This is a genomic window from Thermodesulforhabdus norvegica (genome assembly GCF_900114975.1).
In the GTDB taxonomy this organism is placed as follows: Bacteria; Desulfobacterota; Syntrophobacteria; order Syntrophobacterales; family Thermodesulforhabdaceae; genus Thermodesulforhabdus; species Thermodesulforhabdus norvegica.
The window spans coordinates 153,490-176,069 of the sequence record NZ_FOUU01000003.1 but is presented as its reverse complement, the minus strand read 5'-3'; the positions used below and the strand labels follow the sequence as shown (position 1 = coordinate 176,069).

The window sequence follows — 22,580 nt, the reverse complement described above, 5'->3', positions numbered from 1 at the left end:
ATGGAAGAGCTCTATAGAAAGGCCGCAGAAAGAATTGCCCGAGCACGTTACGGGGCAGCCCTCACCGGCGCGGGAATTTCCGTCGAAAGCGGAATACCCGACTTCAGAAGCCCGGACGGACTGTGGTCCAGGTACGACCCCATGGAGTACGGCTATATAGAATCCTTTCGAAGAAATCCCGGCCGGGTATGGAAAATGCTAATTGAAATGACGGGACTTCTTGACAGGGCCATGCCGAACCCTGCTCACATCGGGCTTGCAGAGCTCGAAAAGCTGGGATGTGTGAAAACCGTAATCACTCAAAATATCGACAGTCTTCACCAGAAAGCCGGGAACACGGATGTTATCGAATTCCACGGCCACGCCAGAACCCTGAGATGCGACGATTGTTCAAAACGCTATGACCCCGGGGAAGTTTCCCTCGAAAGTCTGCCACCAAGGTGTAGCTGTGGAGGCCCCCTGCGCCCCGATGTTGTCTTCTTCGGAGAACCCATTCCTCCGATTGCCCTTCACCGGGCAATGGACGTGGCACGATCCTGCGATGTGATGATGGTTATCGGCACATCGGCAACTGTGGCCCCCGCATCGACCATTCCTGTAATTGCAAAGGAAAACGGAGCTTTCATCATCGAAATAAATCCATCGCCATCGGCCTTAACAGGGCATGTAACCGATGTTTACATTCCCGAGTCTGCAGGAAAGGCAGTGTCCGAAATTGTCGCCATCGTAAGAGAAATAAAAGGTTATCAGGAGTTATAAATGTTTTGCTTCGGCGGTTTTTTCCTGATTTCTTCTGTTTTACCGTCAACCAATGGATCCGGCATATTTGAACTCTTAGGACACACGGGGATTCTCGTAAGAATTGTACTGTTAATCCTTATCGTTATGTCCGTATGCTGCTGGGGTATTATTATTGCCAAGTTCATCAGATTTCGCCGTGTGCGAAAGGAAACGATATCTTTTATCCTGCGATTCCACCAGCAGAAAAATCTTTCGGTCTTTTACAGGGAAGCATCAGCCTTCTCGGAAACACCGCTCGTTCATGTTTTCAGAGCAGGATACGGCGAACTCGTAAGGGCAATCAGAGGAAAAGAAGGGGAAAAATTGCGCCCGGAAGCCGGAGAACTCGTGAGGGACAGTATTTTCAGAACCATGCACACGGCTCTGCTGATAGAAAGAGGACGACTTGAAAAATGGCTCGGCCTTCTGGCTTCAACGGGTAGCAGTGCTCCCTTCATCGGCCTCTTTGGCACCGTATGGGGCATAATGAACAGTTTCAGAAACATCGGCCTTCAGGGAAGTGCCAACCTCGCAGTGGTAGCTCCCGGCATTGCCGAAGCTTTAATCGCAACGGCCGTGGGTCTTGCAACAGCCATACCCGCCGTAATCTTCTATAACTACTTTTCTCAGAAAATCAGAGCCGTAGAAATCGAGACACGTCACTTTATAAGCGATTTCATGAACTTCGTAGATCGTGACCTCATGCGGCGAATCGCTTCTTCACCCCAGGGTGAAGAGGTTCACGGAATCGTCACGGCCGGTGAAACAGGAAGGGCCGTACTATGAGAGATTATCTTTACGAAGAGAAAGATCCCCATCTCGTCTCGGATATAAACGTTACCCCCTTTGTCGATGTGATGCTGGTGCTTCTTGTGATTTTCATGGTAACGGCTCCTCTGATGATGCAGGGCTTCGACGTAAAGGTCCCGGCGGCAGAAGCTCCAGCCATTGAGTCCCCTGAAGAACGCCTGGTTGTGACCGTAGATGCGACGGGTAAAATTTACATCGACGAATACGAAGTAGCCCTTGAAGATCTCGCACCGAAGCTCAGAGCAATTTATGCCAATCGGCAAGATCATAAAGGCATCTTTCTGAGGGCCGATAGGGCTCTTAGCTACGGTACCGTTATGACCGTTATGTCAAAGATAAGAGAAGCCGGAATAGAAGACATTGGACTCATTACGGAACCTCCTGAAAAACGATGAGACGCTCCGTTTTCGGAAGTAATGGAGAAACCCGGGAATATGCCAAGGGCGTTGGTATATCGGCCCTGATACATATGAGTCTTGTCGTTATCTTGCTGTGGATGCCCTTTGTAAACCGAACGGAAAGCCGACAATACATATCGAACGTTTATCGCGTACATCTCATATCGGCGAAAGAAGTTGACCGGGGAAAGGCTGTTTCAAAGGTAAAGACGAGCCGAACGGCCTCAACGACCAGATCGCCTGCCCCCCGGCAACCCGTCCAGCCCTTATATCCGGTGCAGAAAATAGATATCCCCGATACGAAAACCGAAGGCGTCCCGGGACTTGCCTTAAAGCCACTGGAACCAGCACCGGAGCTTGAGCCTCAGGCGAAGAAACCTTCACAGAAAATTGCTTCCTGGGAAAAACTCATCCCGGTCATTCCCGTCAAAAAATCAGGGGAAGAAACGGCAGAAAACCGTAAAACCGAAAGGACCGTGGAAGAAGGCGACGCCGAGTACGGGCTTGCAAGAAGGCTTTATTACAGCGAAGTGTGGAGGGCCATACAGAAACAGTGGGCGCTACCTGTGGAATTTTTAGGCAGAGGCGATCTTGAAGCCGTTATTGTGATTAAAGTAAGACGTGATGGGAAAATTCTTTCAATGCGCTTTGAAAAAAAATCGGGAAACTCCCTTTTTGACGATTCGGCCTGGAAGGCCGTCAAGAAAGCCGATCCATTGCCGCCCTTTCCGAGGATTTACAGCCCTCCAGCCGAAGAAATCGGAATCAGGTTCAGACCCGAGCTTGCCGGAGGATAAACAGATCATGAAAAGCCATCTCCTTGTGTTACTCTCGGTGTTTTTTCTATGCCTGCTTTGGGGAGTGAAAATTCAAAGCCGCGTTTACATCGACATAACTGAGCCTAATTTCAGAAAACTCCCTGTAGCCGTACCCGACTTTAAGAGAGAGGGAGCCGAAAATCCCGAATTATCCTCAGCGATGGCGGAACTTTTGCGGAGGGATCTTGACTTTTCCGGAGCCTTTTCCTGTCTGGATCCTGCAGGATTTCTGGAAGACCCTCAAAAAATGGGAACCACCGCCGAAGAGATATCTTTTGCTTCCTGGAAGAGGTTGGGAGCAGAATTCCTCGTTAGGGGATCGTACCTTGCGTCGGGTGGACAATTGCACCTGGAATTAAGGCTTTTTGACGTGGTTGCAGGAAAAATGGTCTTAGGGCAGGCCTATGACGGCGGAATTAAGGACTACCGGCGCATGATACATCACTTTGCCGATATGATCATGAAGTATCTGACGGGAACACCCGGAGTTTTTTCCACCAAAATAGCCTTCGTCAACAAAGACGGGGGGTTACAGCGCCTTTACGTGGTTGATTTTGACGGATCAAATCCTCTTCTGCTGACCCCCGAAGAAAAACTCGTGCTCTCACCCAGCTGGAGCCCCGACGGAAACCTGATTGCCTATACCGCCTACAGAAGCGAAAAAACAATGGGCATTTCCCTTCTTTCGGTCTTTACCGGCGCAGTTCGCACCGTTTATGAATCCTCCGGCGTGATAGCAGCGCCCCGTTTTCACCCATCTCAGCCGCTTCTGGCCGTGAGCTTATCCGCCGAGGACAATCCCGACATTTACATAATGGACGCATCCACGGGAAGGATAATAAAGAAAGCCGTAGGGGGATGGGCCATTGAGTTACCCGGCAGCTGGTCTCCGGATGGGAAAAAAATTGCCTACGTCTCAGGAGAAACCGGCTCCCCGCAAATATACATAGTGGATGTCGAAACTGGTCGCAGGTCACGGCTTACTTTCTACGGCAATTACAACACATCTCCTGCATGGTCGCCTGACGGAAGCTGGATAGCCTACAGTGGCAGGACGGACGGTCATCATCACATATTCCTCATTCGTCCCGACGGCACCGATCTTATTCAGCTAACGTCCGGAAACCACAACGACGAAGCACCCGTGTGGTCTCCGGACGGCCGAATGATTGCTTTTCAGTCGAACAGATCTGGAAATTACGCTATATGGATTATGTTGAAAAACGGTCAAAACCTAAGGCGGCTGACTGACATAAAGGGCGATCAATTACTACCGGCCTGGTCACCTCGTCCAACACAACCTTGAGTCAGGGAGGGATTTGCAATGAAACGATGTGCAGCGGTTCTAATTTCCGTGTTTGTCTTTATGATTGCAGGATGTGCAAAACGAGTAGCCTATACGCCTGCCCCGGGCGCCGTGCCGCCCGGAGAAGCCGGAGCAGGCATTGAGCAGGGCAAAATAATTGAGGATCCAAGATGGAGAGCTCTCGGTATAACCACCGAAGAAGAAAAACAGGAATTTCTCGCCGCAAAGGAAGTTTTTGAAAACCGGGACATTCACTTTGCCTTCGACTCCTACGAGTTAACCGAAGAAGCCAAAAGAATACTGGAAGAAAAAGCCGAGTTTCTCAAGCGTTATCCTCTTGTCACGGTAACCATCGAGGGTCACTGTGATGAACGCGGGACGAACGAATACAATCTGGCCCTAGGCGAACGCAGAGCTCACAGTGCCTGGCAGTATCTGGTCAACCTGGGCATAGATCCCAACCGCATGACCACCATAAGCTACGGAGAAGAAAAACCCATAGCACTGGGTCATGACGAAGAATCGTGGGCAAAAAACAGACGGGCCCATTTCGTACTTCACTATTGAGGATACCGGAGTGCTCGGTCAGAATTAACAACAGTTAAAAAGGAAGGTAAGTCATGCGATATGCTATCCCGGTTTTCCTGATCCTGATTACGGCTTTTTCTATGGGGTGCGTGACGACTCAGGAACAAACCCTCTTACAGCAAAGACTTGCCATGTTAGAGCAACGCGTCGGAGAGCTGGAGAAAAAAGTTCAAAATACCGAAGAAGAAAGGAAGGCAAAAGCCGATCTCATGGCACGCCTTGATAATCTGCAGTTACAGATGGGGCGCATGGAAGGGCGTTTGCAGGAACTTGAGCATAAGATTGAAAAGGGACAGATGCCCGTTACGACATCACCTGTAATCGCCAGGCCGCCAGAGCCTGCCCGGCAAGAGACGCCTTCAATGTCCCCTGAGGAAGCACTCTACTCAGAAGCTTTAAAGGCCTTTCAACAAAAGAATTATTCGCTATCAGAAGAAAAATTTAAACAATTTGCCGATAATTACCCGGATTCGTCCCTTGCGGACAACGCCTTTTTCTGGCTCGGTGAAATCTACTTTATAAGAGGAAACTATCTCAAAGCTATTGAATATTACCAGCAGGTGATAGACAAATACCCAAAGGGCAACAAGGTAGCCAGTTCGCTCTACAAGCAGGCCAAAGCCTGGGAGGCTCTGGGAGACAGAACGGCAGCGCGAATACTTTACGAAAAGGTCATTGAGAAGGCCCCGAACAGCGCTGAAGCCCGACTGGCAAAAGAGGCTCTGGAATCCCTGAAAAAGTCACCACAATAGAAAAACAACGGGACAACATCCGGCGTGAGCAAAACATCTGTGAAAAAAGGGCCGACAAATCAGAGCACTTACGATGTTGCTGCTTTGCTCACGACTACCGAATTGGAATTTCTACCTAACTCGTACAAAAGGGCAGCCGGTTACATTTCGAAGATAACCCCGGGCTTCTACGTACTTTGCGCCTGCGTACTCCTTATTTTTTGCACGCCCTACCCTTCCGGGGCGGATGAACCGAGATTACAGGTAGCATTGATAAGCTTTATCGGTAATCGGTCCTTTTCGGACAGCCGGTTAAAGGGCCTTATGAAAACCAGGGAGAAAGGGCTACTGGGGATTTTTGAAAAGGCCTATTACGACGAAGAGATCTTCGAATCCGACCTAAAAAGAATAGAAGATTTTTACCGTTCTGAAGGGTTTTACGATGTTCAGGTCAGCAAAGGAGAAGTGAAACAGATCGGCCCAAAGCTGATCAGGCTTACGGTAAAAGTCCATGAAGGCGAACCCGTGAGGATATCCTCAATAGATCTAACGGTAAACGGCGAAAAAAACACATCCTGGCACGATGAGCTTTTGAAGTTAATACCCCTGAAAAAAGGTCAGAGATTTCGCATTGAAGACTTCGATAAAACGGAGAAGAATATTCTAAAGTATCTGGCCGACTGGGGTTATCCAAAGGCTCAGGTCAAAAGAAAAGCCAGAATATTCAAGCAATCTCTGCAAGCCAGGGTTTCAATATCCGTCGAAACAGGGCCTCCCTGTACCTTTGGCACCCTTCGAATCGAGGGCCTTAACAGGGTCAACCCGAAAGAAATATGGCTCAACCTTCAATTCAAGCCCGGAGAACGCTTTTCGGCCCGGAAGATTCAGAACTCCCAGAGAAAACTGTACGATACCCAGCTTTTTACCTACGTGGACATTAGGGTTGAAGGCCTGGACACAGAGGAAACAGAACTTCCGGTCGTGATAACGGTGGTCGAAGCCCGACCTTATACCGTCAGGGCGGGAGTCGGTTACGGCACCGAAGAGCAACTGCGAGGTAAACTCGAGCTGGAGGCACGGAGGTTCTTAGGAGACGGTCGTACACTCCGGGGCCTGTTAAAAGGGAGCTTCATAGAACAGCTGGCCGAATTACAATTTTATCAACCTCACTTCCCCGGCAAAGATCAATCTATCGAATGGAATACCGGCTGGGACCATGAGGATCAGGAAAGCTACACCGTCAACACCTTCTACAGCAGGCCCAGGTTTAATGTAAAAATCAGCAACAAGTGGTCCTGGTATGCAGGCCATAACCTGGAGTTCAACGACCTGACCGGCGTGGACATAGCCCCTGACACCGATGACCTCTTAGATCGCCAGAAGGATAACTATTTCATCTCCTCCATTGTATCCGGATTTACCGGTCGTTACGTCGACGACATCCTCGATCCCAATAGAGGCTTTCAGATCTTTTCTTCCACCGAATGGGCATCTTCTCTGACCGGCTCTGATGTAGCTTTTATAAAAACCACCTGGGAAGGAAGGGCTTATATCCCTTTATCAAGTTTCGTTCTGGCACTGCGTGCGCGTTGGGGAACGATTGTAAATCTGGAAAATGATCAGAAGATACCCATATTCAAGCGCTTCTTCGCCGGCGGAAGTAACAGCGTAAGGGGTTATCCCTACCAGAAACTGGGGCCTCTTGACAGCGAAGGAAACCCTCTGGGAGGATCAAGCGTTCTGGAAGCAAACGTCGACTTAAGGTTTCCCCTGAAAATAAAGGGGCGGTCCTTTCAGGGCGTGCTTTTCTTCGACATGGGCCAGGTCTATCCCGGCCAGTTATCACTTGATCCCACCGACCTGAGATACACCATCGGAGCCGGTTTACGGTACCAGACTCCCATCGGGCCTATAAGAGTTGACCTGGGTTATCAGCTGAACCCACCTGATCAGGACTTTTTCGGCCCTCTACAGATCTACTTCAGCATAGGTCAGGCCTTCTGACGGAGTGCCGACAAAGGGAGGGGAAAAGCCATGATCAGCTTAGACGAAAGAGATAGGGAAATTCTGAAAGCTCACGGGATAACCGAAGAGGACATCCGCAACTACCTGCATCATTTTGAAAAAAACGATTGGTATGTCACACTGGACAGACCCTGCACGGTTGGAGACGGTATAATAAGGGTCAAGCCCGAAGAGGAAAGAAAGCTGGTAGGGCTTTTCGAAGCCGAAGCAAGGAAAGGACGGACAATGAAATTCGTTCCCGCCTCGGGAGCTGCCAGCCGGATGTTTCAGTGCCTGTGGCATTTACTCGAGCGCCCTGGCATCGAGTCCTATTCCGATCTCCTCAGAGAAGCAGAACGAGATAAGGAACTTCGGGAAGCGGCACTGTTCTTCGAAAGAATTAAAGAGTTTGCCTTTTCCGATGCCGTGATCGATTGCTGCAATCGCCTTTGCGGCTACACGCTCAATGAGTTTATGTCAAAAGGCCCTTTAAAAAAACTGGCAAAAGCAATCCTTGATGATATAGGTCTCGGACATCTTCCCAAGGCATTAATTCCCTTCCACTCCTACCCCGACGGCCCTCGCACCGCTTTTGAGGAGCACGTTATTGAGGCCTGCGGATATGTAAAGGATGCAAAAGGAGTGGCCCGATTGCACTTCACGGTCGGTCATAACCAGCTCAACCGGTTTGTCAAAGCAAGAACCGAGATTGTGGAGAAAATGTTCGCAAAACGACCGGAATGCAAACCCGAAATTGACTTTTCCGTCCAGAGCTCTTCCACGGATACTCCCGCGGTTGACCCGGAAAACAGACTCTTTAGAGACGAAAAGGGGCGACTCTTACTCCGCCCGGGCGGTCACGGGGCTTTATTAAAAAACCTTCAAAACTGTAACGGCGACATAGTCTTCATAAAAAACATCGACAATGTGCTACCCGACGACAGAAAACCACCGGTCATTCACTGGCAAAAGGTTCTCGGGGGCCTGCTTATACGACTTGAAAAAGACATTTTTAAGACGGTCGAAAAGATAGAAAGCTATGGTAGCGGCATCAGGTCTGATTTTGAAAAACTCTGCAATTCTTTAGGGATAGAAGTACCGCCTCAGAGCAGGCTTTCCGCAAAAGAAATGAAACGGATTCTCGACCGCCCCAAGAGAGTATGCGGAGTTGTAAGGAATGTCGGAGCTCCGGGTGGAGGCCCCTTCTGGGTAAGGGATGCTCAGGGCCGGCTTTCCAAACAAATCGTGGAACAATCCCAGGTAAGGATGACCGACCCTGATCAGCGTTCGATATGGGAGTCCAGCACGCATTTTAACCCCGTTCACATCGTCTGTTCTCTCCGGGACCACAGAGGAAGACCCTATAACCTGGAAGACTTCGTCGATTACGATGCGGTCATAATCACCCGCAAGCACTACAAGGGTAAACCCATAAAAGTAATAGAACATCCGGGGCTGTGGAACGGCAGTATGGCACACTGGATAACCCTTTTCGTGGAAATCCCTTCTGAAACATTCAGACCTGTAAAAAAGATAACGGACCTTCTGGATTAGTTATATTGAGGGAACGAAATTTGCTTCTCCAGATCCGGGGGAGGAAGACGGTGAAGTCGAGTAGTGTCAGAAACAGGCCCATAAGCTTTGACGACTTTGCTATAAACGGCTATCCCGGGAGCGTTAAATCGGAAAAGTCTTTCGGTAAAGAGCTTGACTCCCTGAAAGCCCGTGTTTCAAGAGCTTCGCAATCACAGAACCGGCCCTTTTATGAAGTTGGTCTCCACAGCACTGCCGGTCCCGACAAACCCGCAACCACGACAGCCAAAGCCCTGGAGGCATACTCAAAGTCCATGTCTCTGGGTGAACAAATCAGGGTATATGCAAAAGAACAACTGCTAAGCAACCCGGGAGGAGACTTCTACGACGAAAATTCCCCTGATGGATTGTACAAAGGCGATCACGATTCCTTTGCGAGCAGACTAAGGAAAGATTTTTCCGATGCTTTAGCAAACGTGCGCAATTTTTTCCTCGACCTTACGGTGGGCTCTTCATTCAGGTACGTAAACGCAGAAGGCAAAATAGAAGAAGCCCGGAAGCCTGGGCTGCTGTCGTCGATAGGCAATTTTTTCAAACACCTTGTGAGCGGGATTACCTTCGGGGCTTATGTTCCTGAAGGAGAAAGCAGACCATCGGGCTTCGCAAACCGCATCGGCCACTTCTTCAAGAGCCTCTACAGGGCCATTGTCGGTGACGGGGTTACCGGGGTCGTTAAAAGCCTGAACCACGCGACCGAAGACTTGACGCTGGCAGCCTGGAACGCCCTCGAAATGGTACCTGATGCAACTCTGGGCAACACATCCTCAGGCCGCAAGGTCGTTACGGCCTTTTTTGACACGGGTCAGGTCATTCTCGACTACGTTACGGATGTAGCTCCGGGCGGCGAAGCATGGAGCCGAGTCCACAGCGGTAATATTTTCAAAGGAGAAATGCCCTTCGTTACAAACATAAGGCAACCCACAAACTCCCAGGTCCCACCATGGCAGACCGTAAGAAATACTCCCTTCAGAAAAGCCGTTGAAACCCTCGGCACACTTGCGGTAGATATCCTGGGATTTTTCTCACTAAAAAGATGGCTGATGAACTCAGGGGATTCGGGAGATCACAGGTGAAGCGGCATTTAGCTTTTTTTTCGCTGATATCACCAATGCTGACCGGGATTTTCGCTTTCTTTGCGCTCTTTCTTCTATCACCCAATCCCGACAGCATCTACGCCCGAAGTGAAGACATCTTCCGAAGAGATGAGCTCCTTATGGGAACCGTTGTGAGTATCCAGATCGTTCATTCCGACTCAAAAACCGCCTCAGGCCTCATCGATCGGACCTTTTCGATAATGAAAGAGATGGTAAACAGAATGGACGCCCACAGAGAAGACAGCGAGGTTTCCCTGCTTAACCGTGAAGGGGCAAAGAGGCCCGTCAGGGTGAGTAAGGAACTTTTTGACGTCATTTCTCTCGCCCTGAAGGTCAGTAAAATCTCAGATGGCGCTTTTGACATAACCGTAGGTCCCCTTATCAAACTCTGGCCTGTATACAAACGATCGGGGTTCACAATTCCAGACCCTTCGCTAGTCCAGAAGACACTCCAAAAGGTGGGATGGCAATACATTTTACTGAACCCCCAGAAGCAAACGGTAATGTTTACCAAAGAAGGCGTTTCCATTGACCTCGGAGGCATCGCAAAGGGTTACATAGTAGACAGAGCTGTTGAATTCCTGAAAAGTCAGGGCGTTAATGGAGCACTTGTAAACGCCGGCGGGGATATATACGCCCTGGGCACTGCTCCTCAGGGTAAGCCCTGGCGTATCGGAATTCAGCATCCCAGAGACCCCCGTAAACTCATCGCCGTGCTCGAACTCAGGGACCTCGGAGTGGTCACATCGGGAGACTATGAACGGTATGTGATAAAAAACGGGATACGGTACACCCATATAATCGACCCGCGTACCGGTTTTACCGTTCGGGAGACTGCAAGTGTATCCGTCGTCGGAAAACCGGCGGCCTTTATAGACGCACTGGCCACTGCCGTCATGGTTGAAGGCGCAGAAAAAGGAATGTCCCTTCTTGAATCGTTACCATCGGTGGAGGCTCTCATAATAACACAGGACAAAAAAAATCCCTCCGAACTGCTCTACACCTGCACCCCGGGTTTCCTTGACTACACAGTGTGGAGGGCCTTTTCGGATCCCAAACGGCAGTAGCTCATTCCCCAACCCTATCCGACCTTCTGCCTTCAATCCGAAGGCTTATTAAGGTCCTTACGGTATCAAAATAAGCCCTGATAATCCCCTGCCGGCCGGGATCCCTCAAAAGAGCGGCCTGAAGCCGCAGCAGAGAGTTCAGCAGGTTTGCATAATGCGGTTGATTACCGCTCAAGGATTCACGAAAACCCTCTTCGCCGTCGGTCACGCTTTCTCTGGGACCTTTTCTGTTTTGCAAAAAGTCCTTTATGGCCTCCAGGGCCGCTTCCAGGCCGAGAACGTCTCCTTTTGATACCAGCTTGGGTAGCACAGACCGCTGAATATAGTCCACACAGTCCCAAACATGATTTTTGTAAAACTCCTCGTAAAAGAATAGAGAGTTTCTGATACCATAGTAGTTACTTATAGGCGATTCCATGAAGTCTCCAATAGAACTTCCCCCTTTGTGGTAAACAACAGACAAAGGATTATAGAGTATTTCAAATCCGCAACGACGCGCTCTCAGGCATATCTCGTTATCTTCAAAGTAAAGAAAGTAATCTTCCCTGAGAAGTCCGTAGGATCTTAAGAAGTCGCTTTTAATAAGCATACTGGCGCCAGACACGAAAGAAACATTCAATATCTTTTCCACATCTTTAGCTTCCGAAATACCTCTATAAGAAACACTGCTCCCGTCAAATTGGACCTTTTCCACATCGGGATAGCAACGGAGTTGAGATCCCACGATGGCAACGTTCTGAAAATATTCTGCAAGGGAGACAAGGTAATACATGGCAAGGTCGCCAATTATGGTGTCGTTATTGAGAAGCCAGACGTAGTCGGCACCCCAGGCCAGCGCCATTTTTATTCCCTCATTGCACCCTCCTCCGAAGCCCTTATTGACACCAAGCCGTTTGAAAAAGACTTCTCCTTTGAACTCTGCATGGGATGGTACATTTTCGGTAACTCTATAATAAGACCGCCCGACATCATCACAAAAGGCTTTTATTTCGTTAGAAAGGTCAATCTTTGACGCATTATCCACGACCACCACATTAAAACGCTCATAACGCTCTTTCATGAAGACGGAAGAAAGGGCTTCTAATGTGTCACCCCAGCCGTTGTAATTTACAATAACGACGGTGACTCTGGGTTCCTTTTTAAGAACATAGTTTACTTTCCCCATCCAGCGATTATGGAGAAGACGAATATTGGGAATTGAATGGTCGAAGCGGCCCGGCGTGGCACTTTCCAGGTGATAAACTACACTTTTCGGCGTGTAAACCACTCGATACCCTGCCTCTCTGACCCTCAAACAAAAATCCACATCTTCATAGCCGTTTACAAAACGCTCATCAAACCCTCCCATCTTTTCAAAAACATCTCTCCTGACGAGCATACATGCCGCGGTCACGACATCGTAATCTCGCTCAACATTTGCTTCAGGGAAATCGGAGGGCTTTCCAGCGTAAACGTGAAACGGATTCAGCGGGAAAGGAAAATTTCTGAACAAAACCCCGGCATGCTGAATTGTCCCGTTCGGGTAAAGTAACTTTGCTCCAACAACCGCAATCCTTTCATCCCTTTCCGCAACCTCGACAAGAGCATCCAGCCAGCCCGGAAGAGGAACCGTATCGTTATTCAGAAAAAGCAGGTATTTCCCCCTCGATATTGCAGCCCCTCTGTTGCATGCAACAGCAAAACCGGAATTTTTTTCGTTCCTCAGCGTTCTTACAAAAGGATATTGTCGGGAAATATATCTGAGATAATCAGGAGTAGCATCCTGGGATGCATCGTCAATTATTATTAATTCGAAAGGAATTTTAGACTTTATTTTTAGTATTGAACTAACACATTTTTTTGTAAGATTAAGATTACCGTAAACAGGAATAATTATAGTCACAAGCACAATCAACTTTTGGTCATTGTTAGTTATTTGTTTTGAATATAGTTTAGTATTTATCACACTTACTTACTTTTTATATTAGTACTTTGATATATTACACATATACTTACATGCAATATAACCATCAGTACGGACACATATTTCACATACACAATTACAATATTTCACAATGCTAAATAACATCAAAATATACTTCTTCCCACTTTTTTACATGTTTTTCTAATAGGTATTTATCCATGACATATTCATACGCATTTTTTGATATTTTTTCTCTTAGACTCACATTATTTATCAACTCATCTATGGCGTCATACCATACTTCATAGGATTCTTCACAAAGAATTCCCGTCTCGAATTCTACTATACTATTGGCATACGGATCAATACGTGAATAGATGCTTGGGACCCTACATACTGAATACTCAAGAAACTTTATATTGCTTTTGCACATGTTGAATTTACATGTGCGCAGAGGTACAACAGCAATATCCCAACTAGCTCTTTTCAGCCATCTTACATACCCATAATAATTCCGCACAAAAGTATAGTACTCAACCTGAGGCCAAGTGCGCAAGTCTTCTGGTATACAACCTACAAAGTGAAATAATATTTTGTTTCCATATTTGCGTATAAGTCTCTTGATCGCCGGGATAATAACCTGGATATCTGCTTCATGGGTTGGCGTACCACCAAAACCAATCACGCATACATCTTTCTTCTTTTTGCTGAGATTATGTCGAACTTGCCATAAATCTACATCTATGTAATTAGGAAGCACATAAATGTTATGATTGTATATCGATAACTCGTGTTTAAGGCGGTCAGTAGATACAGTTACAGCATCAGCATCTTTTATTGCTGCTACGATAAATGGCTTTAGTAACGTATAAGTTGCATAATCAGGATGGAATTCTGGAACGTTGATCAGCAAATCATCAATCTCATATATCAATTTAGTACCGTAATTTCTTAGCTGGCGTAAGATCTTCCAGTACACTGCCGCATTTCTTTGCACAATTAATATATCAGGTGGTTCCACATGATTGAGAATCACATCAATGTTATCTCCTATTTTAAAACAAGCTAATCTTTTAAATCTACTCCTAAACTTCCTTACAGGAGTTATAATCCTCAGAACAGGACATGCAGTACGTTCATCGCCATCTAGAATACATACTGCCTTTACTAAGTTTTTGCGTAGCCCGACATTTTCTACAGACATAACTCTTGTCATAGACTCACCTTTACTATATCAGCTAGATACTTCGCATAACATTTTAATATATGATTCTGATTTATTAATAATCAGGCACTATTCTTGCTTAATATCAGCCTAACCACTACACACATATGCAAATTTTCATGCAACTAAAAACGCATTATGAAAACAACATACTGATCTTCACAATATCAACGATGCCATACTGGGGAAAGCTCTGTCTAATACAGGTTTATGTTTCTCATACTGCCCTCTCACTGCATCTATTATCTCTAAGGTTTTTATACTGCAGTTTGTACTAGCTTTTGTTAAGCTCAGTATTATGCCGTTGAGAACTTTTAACCATTGATAGCCACCATATGCCTTGCTGATATTGTCAACCCGGAAGTGCTTGAGCTTATAGTCAACAAAACTTTCCACTAAGCTAACATTTCGCATGTTAAGCTCAACATTTGGCCTCAGATATCGCTGTATTTTTCCAATAGCATACTTAGTACGCTTAATCACGTCATCATAATTGACGAATAACCTCGACGTGGATCTCGTAAAATACTCGGCAGACAGCATATACCTAGCCCATAGTACCACTCCGTACACAACGGGTATCTTATCTCTATTCAAGAGTGATAATGCCACCTCAAGAGGATTTCTGTACATGATTATCACCTTAACAGCACATCCCATCTCACACAAAACCTTATCCCAAAAGGGAAACAACAAACACAACCTCGGGTCCTTCATACCAAATACTACACTATGCTCATAATCCTGTCTTATAACATCCATAGCAGCAGATATCATATTTTTATCAGCAGTCAATGCTTCTATAGAGTCGCTTGATGGTAAATTCAGATCAGTACATGTCATATTCAACTTTGGTAGAAGCTTTGACCTGTTAAAATCAACTATATTCTTATTTTCATAGTAGCCCTTTTTGTTGTATTTATTAGCTTCCAACAACAGCTTACCCATATTTACACCAAGATGATGAAGTACCCCTGCCATAGCAGAAGTGCCACTCCGATGCATACCTAGCACGACAATCGCCACTTTACCATCATAACCATCATATTCGCATGATGGTGGGTACACACGTCTGTTACTACTATCAGCTACTCTTAGCATCTAAATACCCTCATACATTTTACTAGTTTTATCTTGTTATTACCCTGCATACTATTGTTTACTATATCATTAATTCACAGATCAATTACAAATTGTTCAATTAACTACCTTATGCCACAAGAACATTACCTTTTAATGTGATATTTATAAACAAATACTAATACAAAATAGCCTTTTCAATATTACACTCTTATTGACACTATAACAACCACTCGTATCAACTTTACAACATATAATTTTACCTAATATATGAAGTTATATCTATAAAATCACCTATCTTTTACCACTAGATTCATATCAGAAGGTTCGTCTTCACATTATTTCACCAATGTACAAATAGCTACATTCATATCAGCAGACATTCACATTTTAACCATACTCAATGGTACCATATGTGATACTGCTTATTATTCCTTACTCACGTTATGACCTAATTAACATAATACTCATACAATGAAATATTACATTATCAACCATACTAATATTTATCAACACTAGATCCTTATTTAACACTATTTTTCGCACAACAAGAGAATATCTTGTTCAGATACTCAATATCTTCGTTGTTAAGTTCTTCTACAAATGAACCTATCTTACCTTTACGCACCTTTGGAGCATCATTTCTTGGCCTTAACCATGGATAAGGAAAAGTCCGAGATTGCTCTAGTTGCTTCATTTTATCGAACCGAGCATTTTCAACAGCTCTCCGGATTGATTCTTTTGACACACTGAAACCATAATACTTCAACAGCTTCTCAATTACCAATTCCATATTTCGATGGCACTCTTCATAGGTAATCTTAAGAAATCCAAAACGTCTGATAAGATAATCCCACATTACCCTAAATTTCTGAAGATTATGTGCACCAAAATAAGGATCTCTGATGAAATCAGAGATCGATCCTTTGTAATTAAAAAAGTCCTTGAAACGACCGGTCACTTGTGCATACAAGCTCACCATAACATCCCTAGGATCTCGCTCTAAATAAACAAGTCTATCGACATCACCATAGCGCCTAATACGATCTTCTATGCTAAAGTTGTGTGGGGGACAAGCTGGGTCGTTAAATTCAAATCCATCATGATGAAACACAATTTCTTTATCAACACCTAACTGATATAGTATGTAACGTATCCATGTACGCCCTGATTTTGGATAGGAAACAAAATGCCTAATCAGCGAATGACGTTGTTCTCTCACATTTTGCCTCTCAAAGATCTTTAGAAGTCCCATTTCTGATCGTCTTCCTCTGCTAGACTCATTGTTTATCTCACGAAATCCAGCTGCTAGTATCATGTCTTCCAAAGAGTCTTCCATGTAGAGTTTCTGTGTAGTGCGGATAGCAAAATACTTTTTAGACATATTTAAAAGCTTGAGTAATACATTCTTGCGACTCTCAGGTGGTAAGTGATGGTGAACACCTAGATAAATAACAATATCATAGTGTTTTAGTAGTATATCTGCATTAGAATTATAAAAATCATCCCAATTAGATATGTCGGCATGTCTAAAGATCGCATTATTCCACCTTGCACAAATAGCTTTAGCAGTCATTACCATTCCAGGATCAAGGTCAAAGCCATGTATTATTTTCGCACCTCTTTTCAAGAATTCTCTGGCAATTAGACCTTCCGCTGCTCCAATATCGATAATAGTCGAACCATGTGCCTGATCAAGCAAAGATTCAAGACCTGCAATACGGTGCTCAAGTGGCCATTTGCCGTATAATCCAAATGAAGGAGCATATGTATAGTGATGCCGACCATCATAGTGAATTAAACGTAATAATTGACGCGCGTATTCTTCCCATGAATAGGAGCAAATGACCTGCCGCGCTGACTCGGCCAGCTGTCTACACAATTCAGGCTCTCTCTGTAATCTTAAAACGTTTTTAGCAATTTCTCTGGGGTTTGGCTCTTTTAATATTAAAGCTGTGCGTTCATGATAGGCAATCGGACCAGTACCAAGAGGAGTGCAAACCACCGGGGTTCCACTGGCCATGGCCTCTGCTACCAGATTAGACCAGCCGGCATGCATCTCTGTCATTACTACACAATCGACATTATGGTAAAATCGACAGAGGTCTTCATCAAAAATCTCTCCTAATAGCTGGAGCCGCCCTTGACGAATAAAGATCTCATATCTTTTTTCTAACCCATGGACATCCTTGCCATAAAGCTTCAGCACCATATTAAGTGGTAAATATCGTAGAGACTCAACAAGAGGTTCAGGATTTTTGGATGCCAGACCACCAATGATCCAACTTCCGGGTTTTAGTGGATGTGATCTATAAGTAGAAGGGCGAAAAGAATTTGTATCAACAGCTCCGATAAGAGTATAAAACCTACTACCGGTGAAGTCAGTGAAAGATCCGGGAGGCCAATGGTCGTTGTTAAAAATAACTATATCAGGTTTGAAATATCGATTAACAATTTTAAAACGATCAAATCTCGATTGATCATTTAATATGTGCTGCACTCTGATCCCAAAATTTCTTTTTTGAAATACACGCAAGGTTCTAATAGCCCATTCGGGGAAGCCAGCACCAGGAACCATGACAGAATCCCACTGTTGTTGTAGCGCTTGATCTAAAGAAACAACGGGAAATGATGGCGACCACTCCCTTTTTTGTTTGACGTCGCCAGTCAAATCCACGAAAACTATTTCATGTCCCCACTTCCTAAGGACCCTACCTACCCGTTCGAATCGAAGTAGCCCGCCGTTAAGGGTAAACCCCGCAACGACTACCAAAATTCGTCGTGGTCCAAGCAAAGGAACGCTTGCAGAACATGGGTCATGATAGATTTTACGAAGAACGCATATCCTTCCCACCGTATCAACGTGCTGAAAACGCCCACTTTCCATTATCTCACGAATCAGCCTAAATGGACCACATTTGGGATCAGTGGCGTCGTGAAAAACGATTAAACCACCTAAAAGAACATGTGGTTCCCAATATTGAAAATCCCTTTTAACGCTTTCATACCTGTGATCCCCATCTATAAAAAGAAGACCTATCGGCCGTCGCCATGCCTGTGCTACATCGTGGCTACTCATGTTAATCAGGGCTACATCTCTGAAAGCTCTGGTAATTAGCATCGTACGGTAAAAAGATCCTCTATCTTGGCTTCCAAACTTCCCTCCATAGTATCCTATAAACTCTTCATGGGGATCGATACAATAAATCATTGGTTTGCTTATTGTGGAAATTTTTCTGACTCCTGATGCTAAGGCAATTGCGGACTTTCCTCTATAGGAACCTATCTCCACGATGCAACCTTCTAACACTTCAGAAGCCAAGCGACTAAGCAGACGACACTCTTCAAGACTAACCCCTCCATGTAACTTATCAATAATACCCCACAGGCTAGGTGAAGAATGACAAGCATTTTCTAATTTCATCAGTCATTTACTCCGCCGCAAATTATTCAATCATTGAATGTTTTTTCACAAACCACCAACTCCCCACTTTAGCCAATCATTTTAAGCCTTACCTTAGTTTTGTGCAATGCACACTTCGTGCCATATCAAAGAAATTTGCCGTCACTGAGATTTTATGCCCAGAATTACTGTAATTCTTATTATATAATCTCACAGCGGCTCAAGACTATCATCAAAGTCCAAAAAATCGACATGCAGAACGCCTAGATATGCAAAAAATAATTTAGGTCCGGATTTCGTTAACCACGAAGGATTAGAATCCTGTTGGTCGGAACCCCACAAGTACCACGTTAATAATGGCGGCATTAAGTCACCATAAAATTCTACTCTGAAAAATCCTATGATTTGCAGAATATTTCCTGCGTTTGCCCTCCGTTTCGACCGAGGACGCATCTACCAGTCGCTGAGGAATCCAACATACAACAATACCCTTTGGCTCTTGACAAAATCGGAAGTCATTCGGTACAAGCTCGAATTCGCCGATATTTTTATTTGTGGGTCAGGCATTATCATATTTCAGACGGAAAGGGAGATGGTACACCCATGAAGAGAACCTATCAGCCCAGTAATCTTCGCAGGAAACGCACTCACGGTTTTCTTAAAAGAATGTCCACAAAGGGCGGTCAGAGGGTTTTGAAAAGACGCAGGGCCAAGGGACGGAAGCGGCTCACGGTGTAAGTGTGGATAAAGCAATTTCGGAAAAGCGGCAGTACCGCTTTCGCCCCTATGAAAGGTTGAGGCGCCGATCGGAATTTGAACTGGTAAGAAAAGAAGGTTCACGATTTAAGGGGAAGACCTTCATTCTGAACTACATGGAGAGCGGGAATAGTTTCCACAGGCTTGGCATTATCGTGCCGGGCAAGTATTATCGAAAGGCAGTCCAGAGAAACAGAATAAAACGGTGTGTGCGTGAGTGGTTCCGCACTCACAAGCACGACTTAAAGACTCCGGGCAAGGACCTCGTTGTGGTTGCCCTGCCCGGCCGTCAGGATTTCAGTTGCAAATCCGTTATGAAGGAGCTCTCGGATCTGTGCAGACGGGCCGGATTAATGAACTGGGAGGGTTAGTCCTGAGCTATTTCATTATGGCTTACCGCATTTTTCTTTCTCCCCTTAAGGGTGGCCCTACATGCCGCTTTATCCCATCCTGTTCACAATACGCTCTGGATGCTTATAGAGTCCATGGACTTATCAAAGGATCCTATCTTACCGTCAAACGTTTGCTTAAATGTCATCCCTTTCATCCTGGCGGTTATGACCCAATTCCTCCTAAGGAGTGGAGTAAAGAGTAATGGAAAAAAGAGCCTTACTTGCCTTTTTGCTGTCCATTATGATTCTTCTTCTATGGGACCTGTACTTTACGCCCAAGAAGGAACCCGTTAAACCTGAAAAAACGAAGCAGGAAGAAATGATTCCAGAACAGGAGGCTGCCGAGCAACAGGAAGAACACCGAGCCAGCGTTGACGCAGAAGTCCTGCCTTCCTTCAAGATGGAGCAGATTGAAAAAGAGGTAAAAACATGGATAGTCGATACTCCGGTATATGAAGCCAGGATTCTTCAGCCCGGCGCAAGGCTTTTTTCCCTTACTCTCAAGAAACATAAATCACGGGCAGGAGAAGATGCACCTTTCATGGAGCTCATTACCGCAAAGCCTTACGGCTACCTGCCTCTGGCCGTGGAGCTTCTCCATCATCAGGATTTTAACCTCTCCACGATGTCCTATACCGGTCCCGAAGAGACAAAGGTAAAGCTGGACGGTCAGGATAACAAAACTATGGAATTTCGAGCCGTGGCAGATGGAGCCGTTGAAGTTGTTAAGCGGTATTCCTGGAAGGGCGGGAGTTACGACATTGATTTGACGGTGGAAGTCACAAATTTGTCTTCGGAACCGCTTCGGGACAGCCTGAGCCTCAGTTCCTACTACCTGCCCTACGAAGAAAACGAGCCATCCTACAATCATTCCCGGCTTGCCTATTACGCCAATCGAGAGTTAACGAAAATCGACATGAAAAAGATCAGAAAAGAGGCCGTAACGCTTGAAAACTCCGTTAACTGGATAGGCTTCGAAAACAATTACTTCATACAGGCTCTGATCCCCATGACGAATGAGCCTTACACGCTCGTGGGAAGGGTAATCAGGCCTGACGTGGGGCTCCTGCAACTGGTCTATGTTTCGCCGGAATTCACCCTTTCGCCGGGTGAAGCACGTTCCTGGAGTTTCCGGCTTTACATGGGTCCAAAAGAGATGGAAGAGCTCGAAAAGGCGGGACATCTTTTAACCGCTTCGATCGATTACGGCTGGGTTGGCTTCCTGGCAAGACCGCTTTTGAAATTTCTCGTATGGATCTACAGGTACACCCACAACTACGGTGTTGCCATCATCCTTCTCACGGTGATTATAAAGCTCATTTTCTGGCCTCTTACCCACAAGAGTTACAAGTCCATGCAGAAAATGAAAGAAATTCAGCCTTTGATAGCAAAGCTGAGGGAAAAGTATAAAGATGATCGGGAAAAGCTCAATCAGGAGCTGCTGCAACTTTACAGGACCTACAAAATCAATCCCATGGGCGGGTGCCTCCCCATTATCATTCAGATCCCATTCTTTTTTGCCCTCTACCGGATGCTTTATGGCTCGGTGGAGCTAAGGCATCAGCCTTTCTGCCTCTGGATTAACGACCTCACAGCGCCGGATCGGCTCTTTATCGGCTTTCACATTCCTTACCTGGGTGGAGTTCCCGTACTTACCCTGCTTATGGGGCTTTCCATGTTCATTCAGCAAAAGATGAGCCCTTCTCCGGGGGATCCCCGACAGGAGAGGATCATGCTCCTGATGCCCGTCATCTTTACCGTCTTCTTTATCAACTTTCCCTCAGGACTTGTGCTATACTGGTTTGTGAATAATGTCCTGTCCATCGTGCAGCAGTTCTGGATCAACCGCGCAACGTCGTAAAGTCTGTGGCCCCGGCTCAGTTGACATCGAATGGAGGAAAACGTTATGTCATCAGTGCTTGAAATTGAAGAAAAATCTGTTGAAGAGGCCATCAAAGTGGCCTGCGAAACCCTGAAACTTCCCCGTGAGATGCTGGAGATCGAGATTATTTCCAAAGGTTCTTCGGGTATTTTCGGAATAGTAGGAGCAAAAAAGGCGAAAATCCGTGTCCGTCCCAAAGCGCCGTCTTATGAAATGGCGGCAGAGAAAGCCAAAGAGATCCTGTCCAACATTCTTGATTACGTCAATCTGCCCACAATAGTTGAGGCCGAGGCAAGAAAAGACCATGTTTATTTAAATATCGTGAGCAACGGGTCGGGACTCCTTATAGGCAAGCAGGGGCAGACTCTTTCAGCTTTGCAATACCTTGTTAGCCGCATGCTCTCCAAGGAGATGGGTCAGAACATCCCCGTTGTGGTTGATACGGAAAACTACAGGGCGAGAAGAGAAAAGAGCCTTCGTGAACTTGCAATGCAATTAGGTAAAAAGGCCAAGAAAACCAGAAAACCCGTGGCCACAGCACCCATGAGCGCTCAGGACCGTCGCATCGTCCACCTGACCCTTAAAGACGACCCCATGCTGAAAACAAGAAGCAAAGGCGAAGGAAATATGCGCCGAGTGGTCATATATCCTGTAAAGGCTTCGGGAAGTAAGTCCAGAGAAAAAGGTAATTCGTCACGATAGGTAAAACTTTGACTGCGCACGATGGACGGGATTTTTTCTTCGATAGAG

20 protein-coding genes are annotated in these 22,580 nt (G+C 45.9%); 16 read left to right on the top strand and 4 right to left on the bottom strand.

Annotated features, from left to right (window positions below; translation table 11 throughout):
• From BM091_RS06855 to BM091_RS06805, 11 genes are read left to right on the top strand one after another with little or no spacing between them, the layout of a single operon-like run.
• A complete protein-coding gene (locus BM091_RS06855) occupies positions 1–759 on the top strand; it encodes an SIR2 family NAD-dependent protein deacylase (protein WP_093394509.1) in 759 nt (252 codons plus the stop codon).
• A complete protein-coding gene (gene tolQ / locus BM091_RS06850) occupies positions 760–1,566 on the top strand; it encodes a protein TolQ (protein ID WP_093394508.1) in 807 nt (268 codons plus the stop codon).
• Positions 1,563–1,985, top strand: a complete 423-nt coding sequence (tolR, locus tag BM091_RS06845) for a protein TolR (RefSeq protein WP_093394506.1) — start codon at positions 1,563–1,565, stop codon at positions 1,983–1,985. Before tolQ ends, tolR begins: the two co-directional genes overlap by 4 nt.
• Entirely contained in the window at positions 1,982–2,785 is an 804-nt protein-coding gene (locus BM091_RS06840) for an energy transducer TonB (RefSeq protein WP_093394505.1), read from the top strand. Before tolR ends, BM091_RS06840 begins: the two co-directional genes overlap by 4 nt.
• Before the next feature lie 7 nt (positions 2,786–2,792).
• Positions 2,793–4,112 (top strand): Tol-Pal system beta propeller repeat protein TolB, encoded by a 1,320-nt coding sequence (gene tolB / locus BM091_RS06835; protein ID WP_093394504.1) that lies wholly within the window; start codon positions 2,793–2,795, stop codon positions 4,110–4,112.
• An 18-nt stretch (positions 4,113–4,130) separates the two neighbouring features.
• Positions 4,131–4,679, top strand: a complete 549-nt coding sequence (gene pal / locus BM091_RS06830; RefSeq protein ID WP_093394502.1) for a peptidoglycan-associated lipoprotein Pal — start codon at positions 4,131–4,133, stop codon at positions 4,677–4,679.
• Between the two features lie 53 nt (positions 4,680–4,732).
• Positions 4,733–5,452 (top strand): tol-pal system protein YbgF, encoded by a 720-nt coding sequence (ybgF, locus tag BM091_RS06825; protein ID WP_093394500.1) that lies wholly within the window; start codon positions 4,733–4,735, stop codon positions 5,450–5,452.
• A gap of 39 nt (positions 5,453–5,491) precedes the next feature.
• A complete protein-coding gene (bamA, locus tag BM091_RS06820; RefSeq protein WP_177193559.1) occupies positions 5,492–7,435 on the top strand; it encodes an outer membrane protein assembly factor BamA in 1,944 nt (647 codons plus the stop codon).
• Positions 7,436–7,465: 30 nt separating this feature from the next.
• Entirely contained in the window at positions 7,466–8,989 is a 1,524-nt protein-coding gene (locus tag BM091_RS06815; protein WP_093394497.1) for a DUF4301 family protein, read from the top strand.
• Between the two features lie 50 nt (positions 8,990–9,039).
• On the top strand, positions 9,040–10,101 hold the full coding sequence (locus BM091_RS06810; RefSeq protein WP_093394496.1) for a hypothetical protein: 1,062 nt from the start codon (positions 9,040–9,042) through the stop codon (positions 10,099–10,101).
• Positions 10,098–11,189 (top strand): FAD:protein FMN transferase, encoded by a 1,092-nt coding sequence (locus BM091_RS06805; protein WP_177193558.1) that lies wholly within the window; start codon positions 10,098–10,100, stop codon positions 11,187–11,189. Before BM091_RS06810 ends, BM091_RS06805 begins: the two co-directional genes overlap by 4 nt.
• A gap of 1 nt (position 11,190) precedes the next feature.
• On the opposite strand, the gene BM091_RS06800 is transcribed toward BM091_RS06805, so the two are convergent.
• From BM091_RS06800 to BM091_RS06785, 4 genes are all read right to left on the bottom strand, one after another.
• A complete protein-coding gene (locus BM091_RS06800) occupies positions 11,191–13,077 on the bottom strand; it encodes a glycosyltransferase family 2 protein (protein ID WP_177193557.1) in 1,887 nt (628 codons plus the stop codon).
• 169 nt (positions 13,078–13,246) lie between these two features.
• Entirely contained in the window at positions 13,247–14,308 is a 1,062-nt protein-coding gene (locus BM091_RS06795; RefSeq protein ID WP_093394491.1) for a glycosyltransferase, read from the bottom strand.
• A 168-nt stretch (positions 14,309–14,476) separates the two neighbouring features.
• Positions 14,477–15,418, bottom strand: a complete 942-nt coding sequence (locus BM091_RS06790) for a sulfotransferase family protein (RefSeq protein ID WP_093394490.1) — start codon at positions 15,416–15,418, stop codon at positions 14,477–14,479.
• 502 nt (positions 15,419–15,920) lie between these two features.
• A complete protein-coding gene (locus tag BM091_RS06785; RefSeq protein ID WP_093394488.1) occupies positions 15,921–18,821 on the bottom strand; it encodes a class I SAM-dependent methyltransferase in 2,901 nt (966 codons plus the stop codon).
• A 582-nt stretch (positions 18,822–19,403) separates the two neighbouring features.
• Between BM091_RS06785 and rpmH the strand changes: the two genes are divergently transcribed.
• The 5 genes from rpmH to jag are packed head-to-tail and all read left to right on the top strand — an operon-like array spanning position 19,404 to position 22,532.
• The gene (rpmH, locus tag BM091_RS06780; protein ID WP_093394487.1) at positions 19,404–19,538 is read left to right on the top strand and encodes a 50S ribosomal protein L34; all 135 of its coding nucleotides are present in this window, start codon (positions 19,404–19,406) and stop codon (positions 19,536–19,538) included.
• A gap of 2 nt (positions 19,539–19,540) precedes the next feature.
• Positions 19,541–19,927, top strand: a complete 387-nt coding sequence (gene rnpA / locus BM091_RS06775) for a ribonuclease P protein component (RefSeq protein ID WP_093394485.1) — start codon at positions 19,541–19,543, stop codon at positions 19,925–19,927.
• On the top strand, positions 19,915–20,151 hold the full coding sequence (gene yidD, locus BM091_RS06770; protein WP_093394572.1) for a membrane protein insertion efficiency factor YidD: 237 nt from the start codon (positions 19,915–19,917) through the stop codon (positions 20,149–20,151). Before rnpA ends, yidD begins: the two co-directional genes overlap by 13 nt.
• Positions 20,151–21,809: a membrane protein insertase YidC gene (gene yidC, locus BM091_RS06765; RefSeq protein ID WP_093394484.1), complete on the top strand. Its 1,659-nt coding sequence runs from the start codon at positions 20,151–20,153 to the stop codon at positions 21,807–21,809. The genes yidD and yidC overlap by 1 nt, the downstream gene beginning before the upstream one ends.
• Positions 21,810–21,854: 45 nt before the next feature.
• Positions 21,855–22,532, top strand: coding sequence for an RNA-binding cell elongation regulator Jag/EloR (gene jag / locus BM091_RS06760; RefSeq protein ID WP_177193556.1), 678 nt, complete (start codon positions 21,855–21,857; stop codon positions 22,530–22,532).
• The last annotated feature ends 48 nt before the right edge of the window (positions 22,533–22,580 follow it).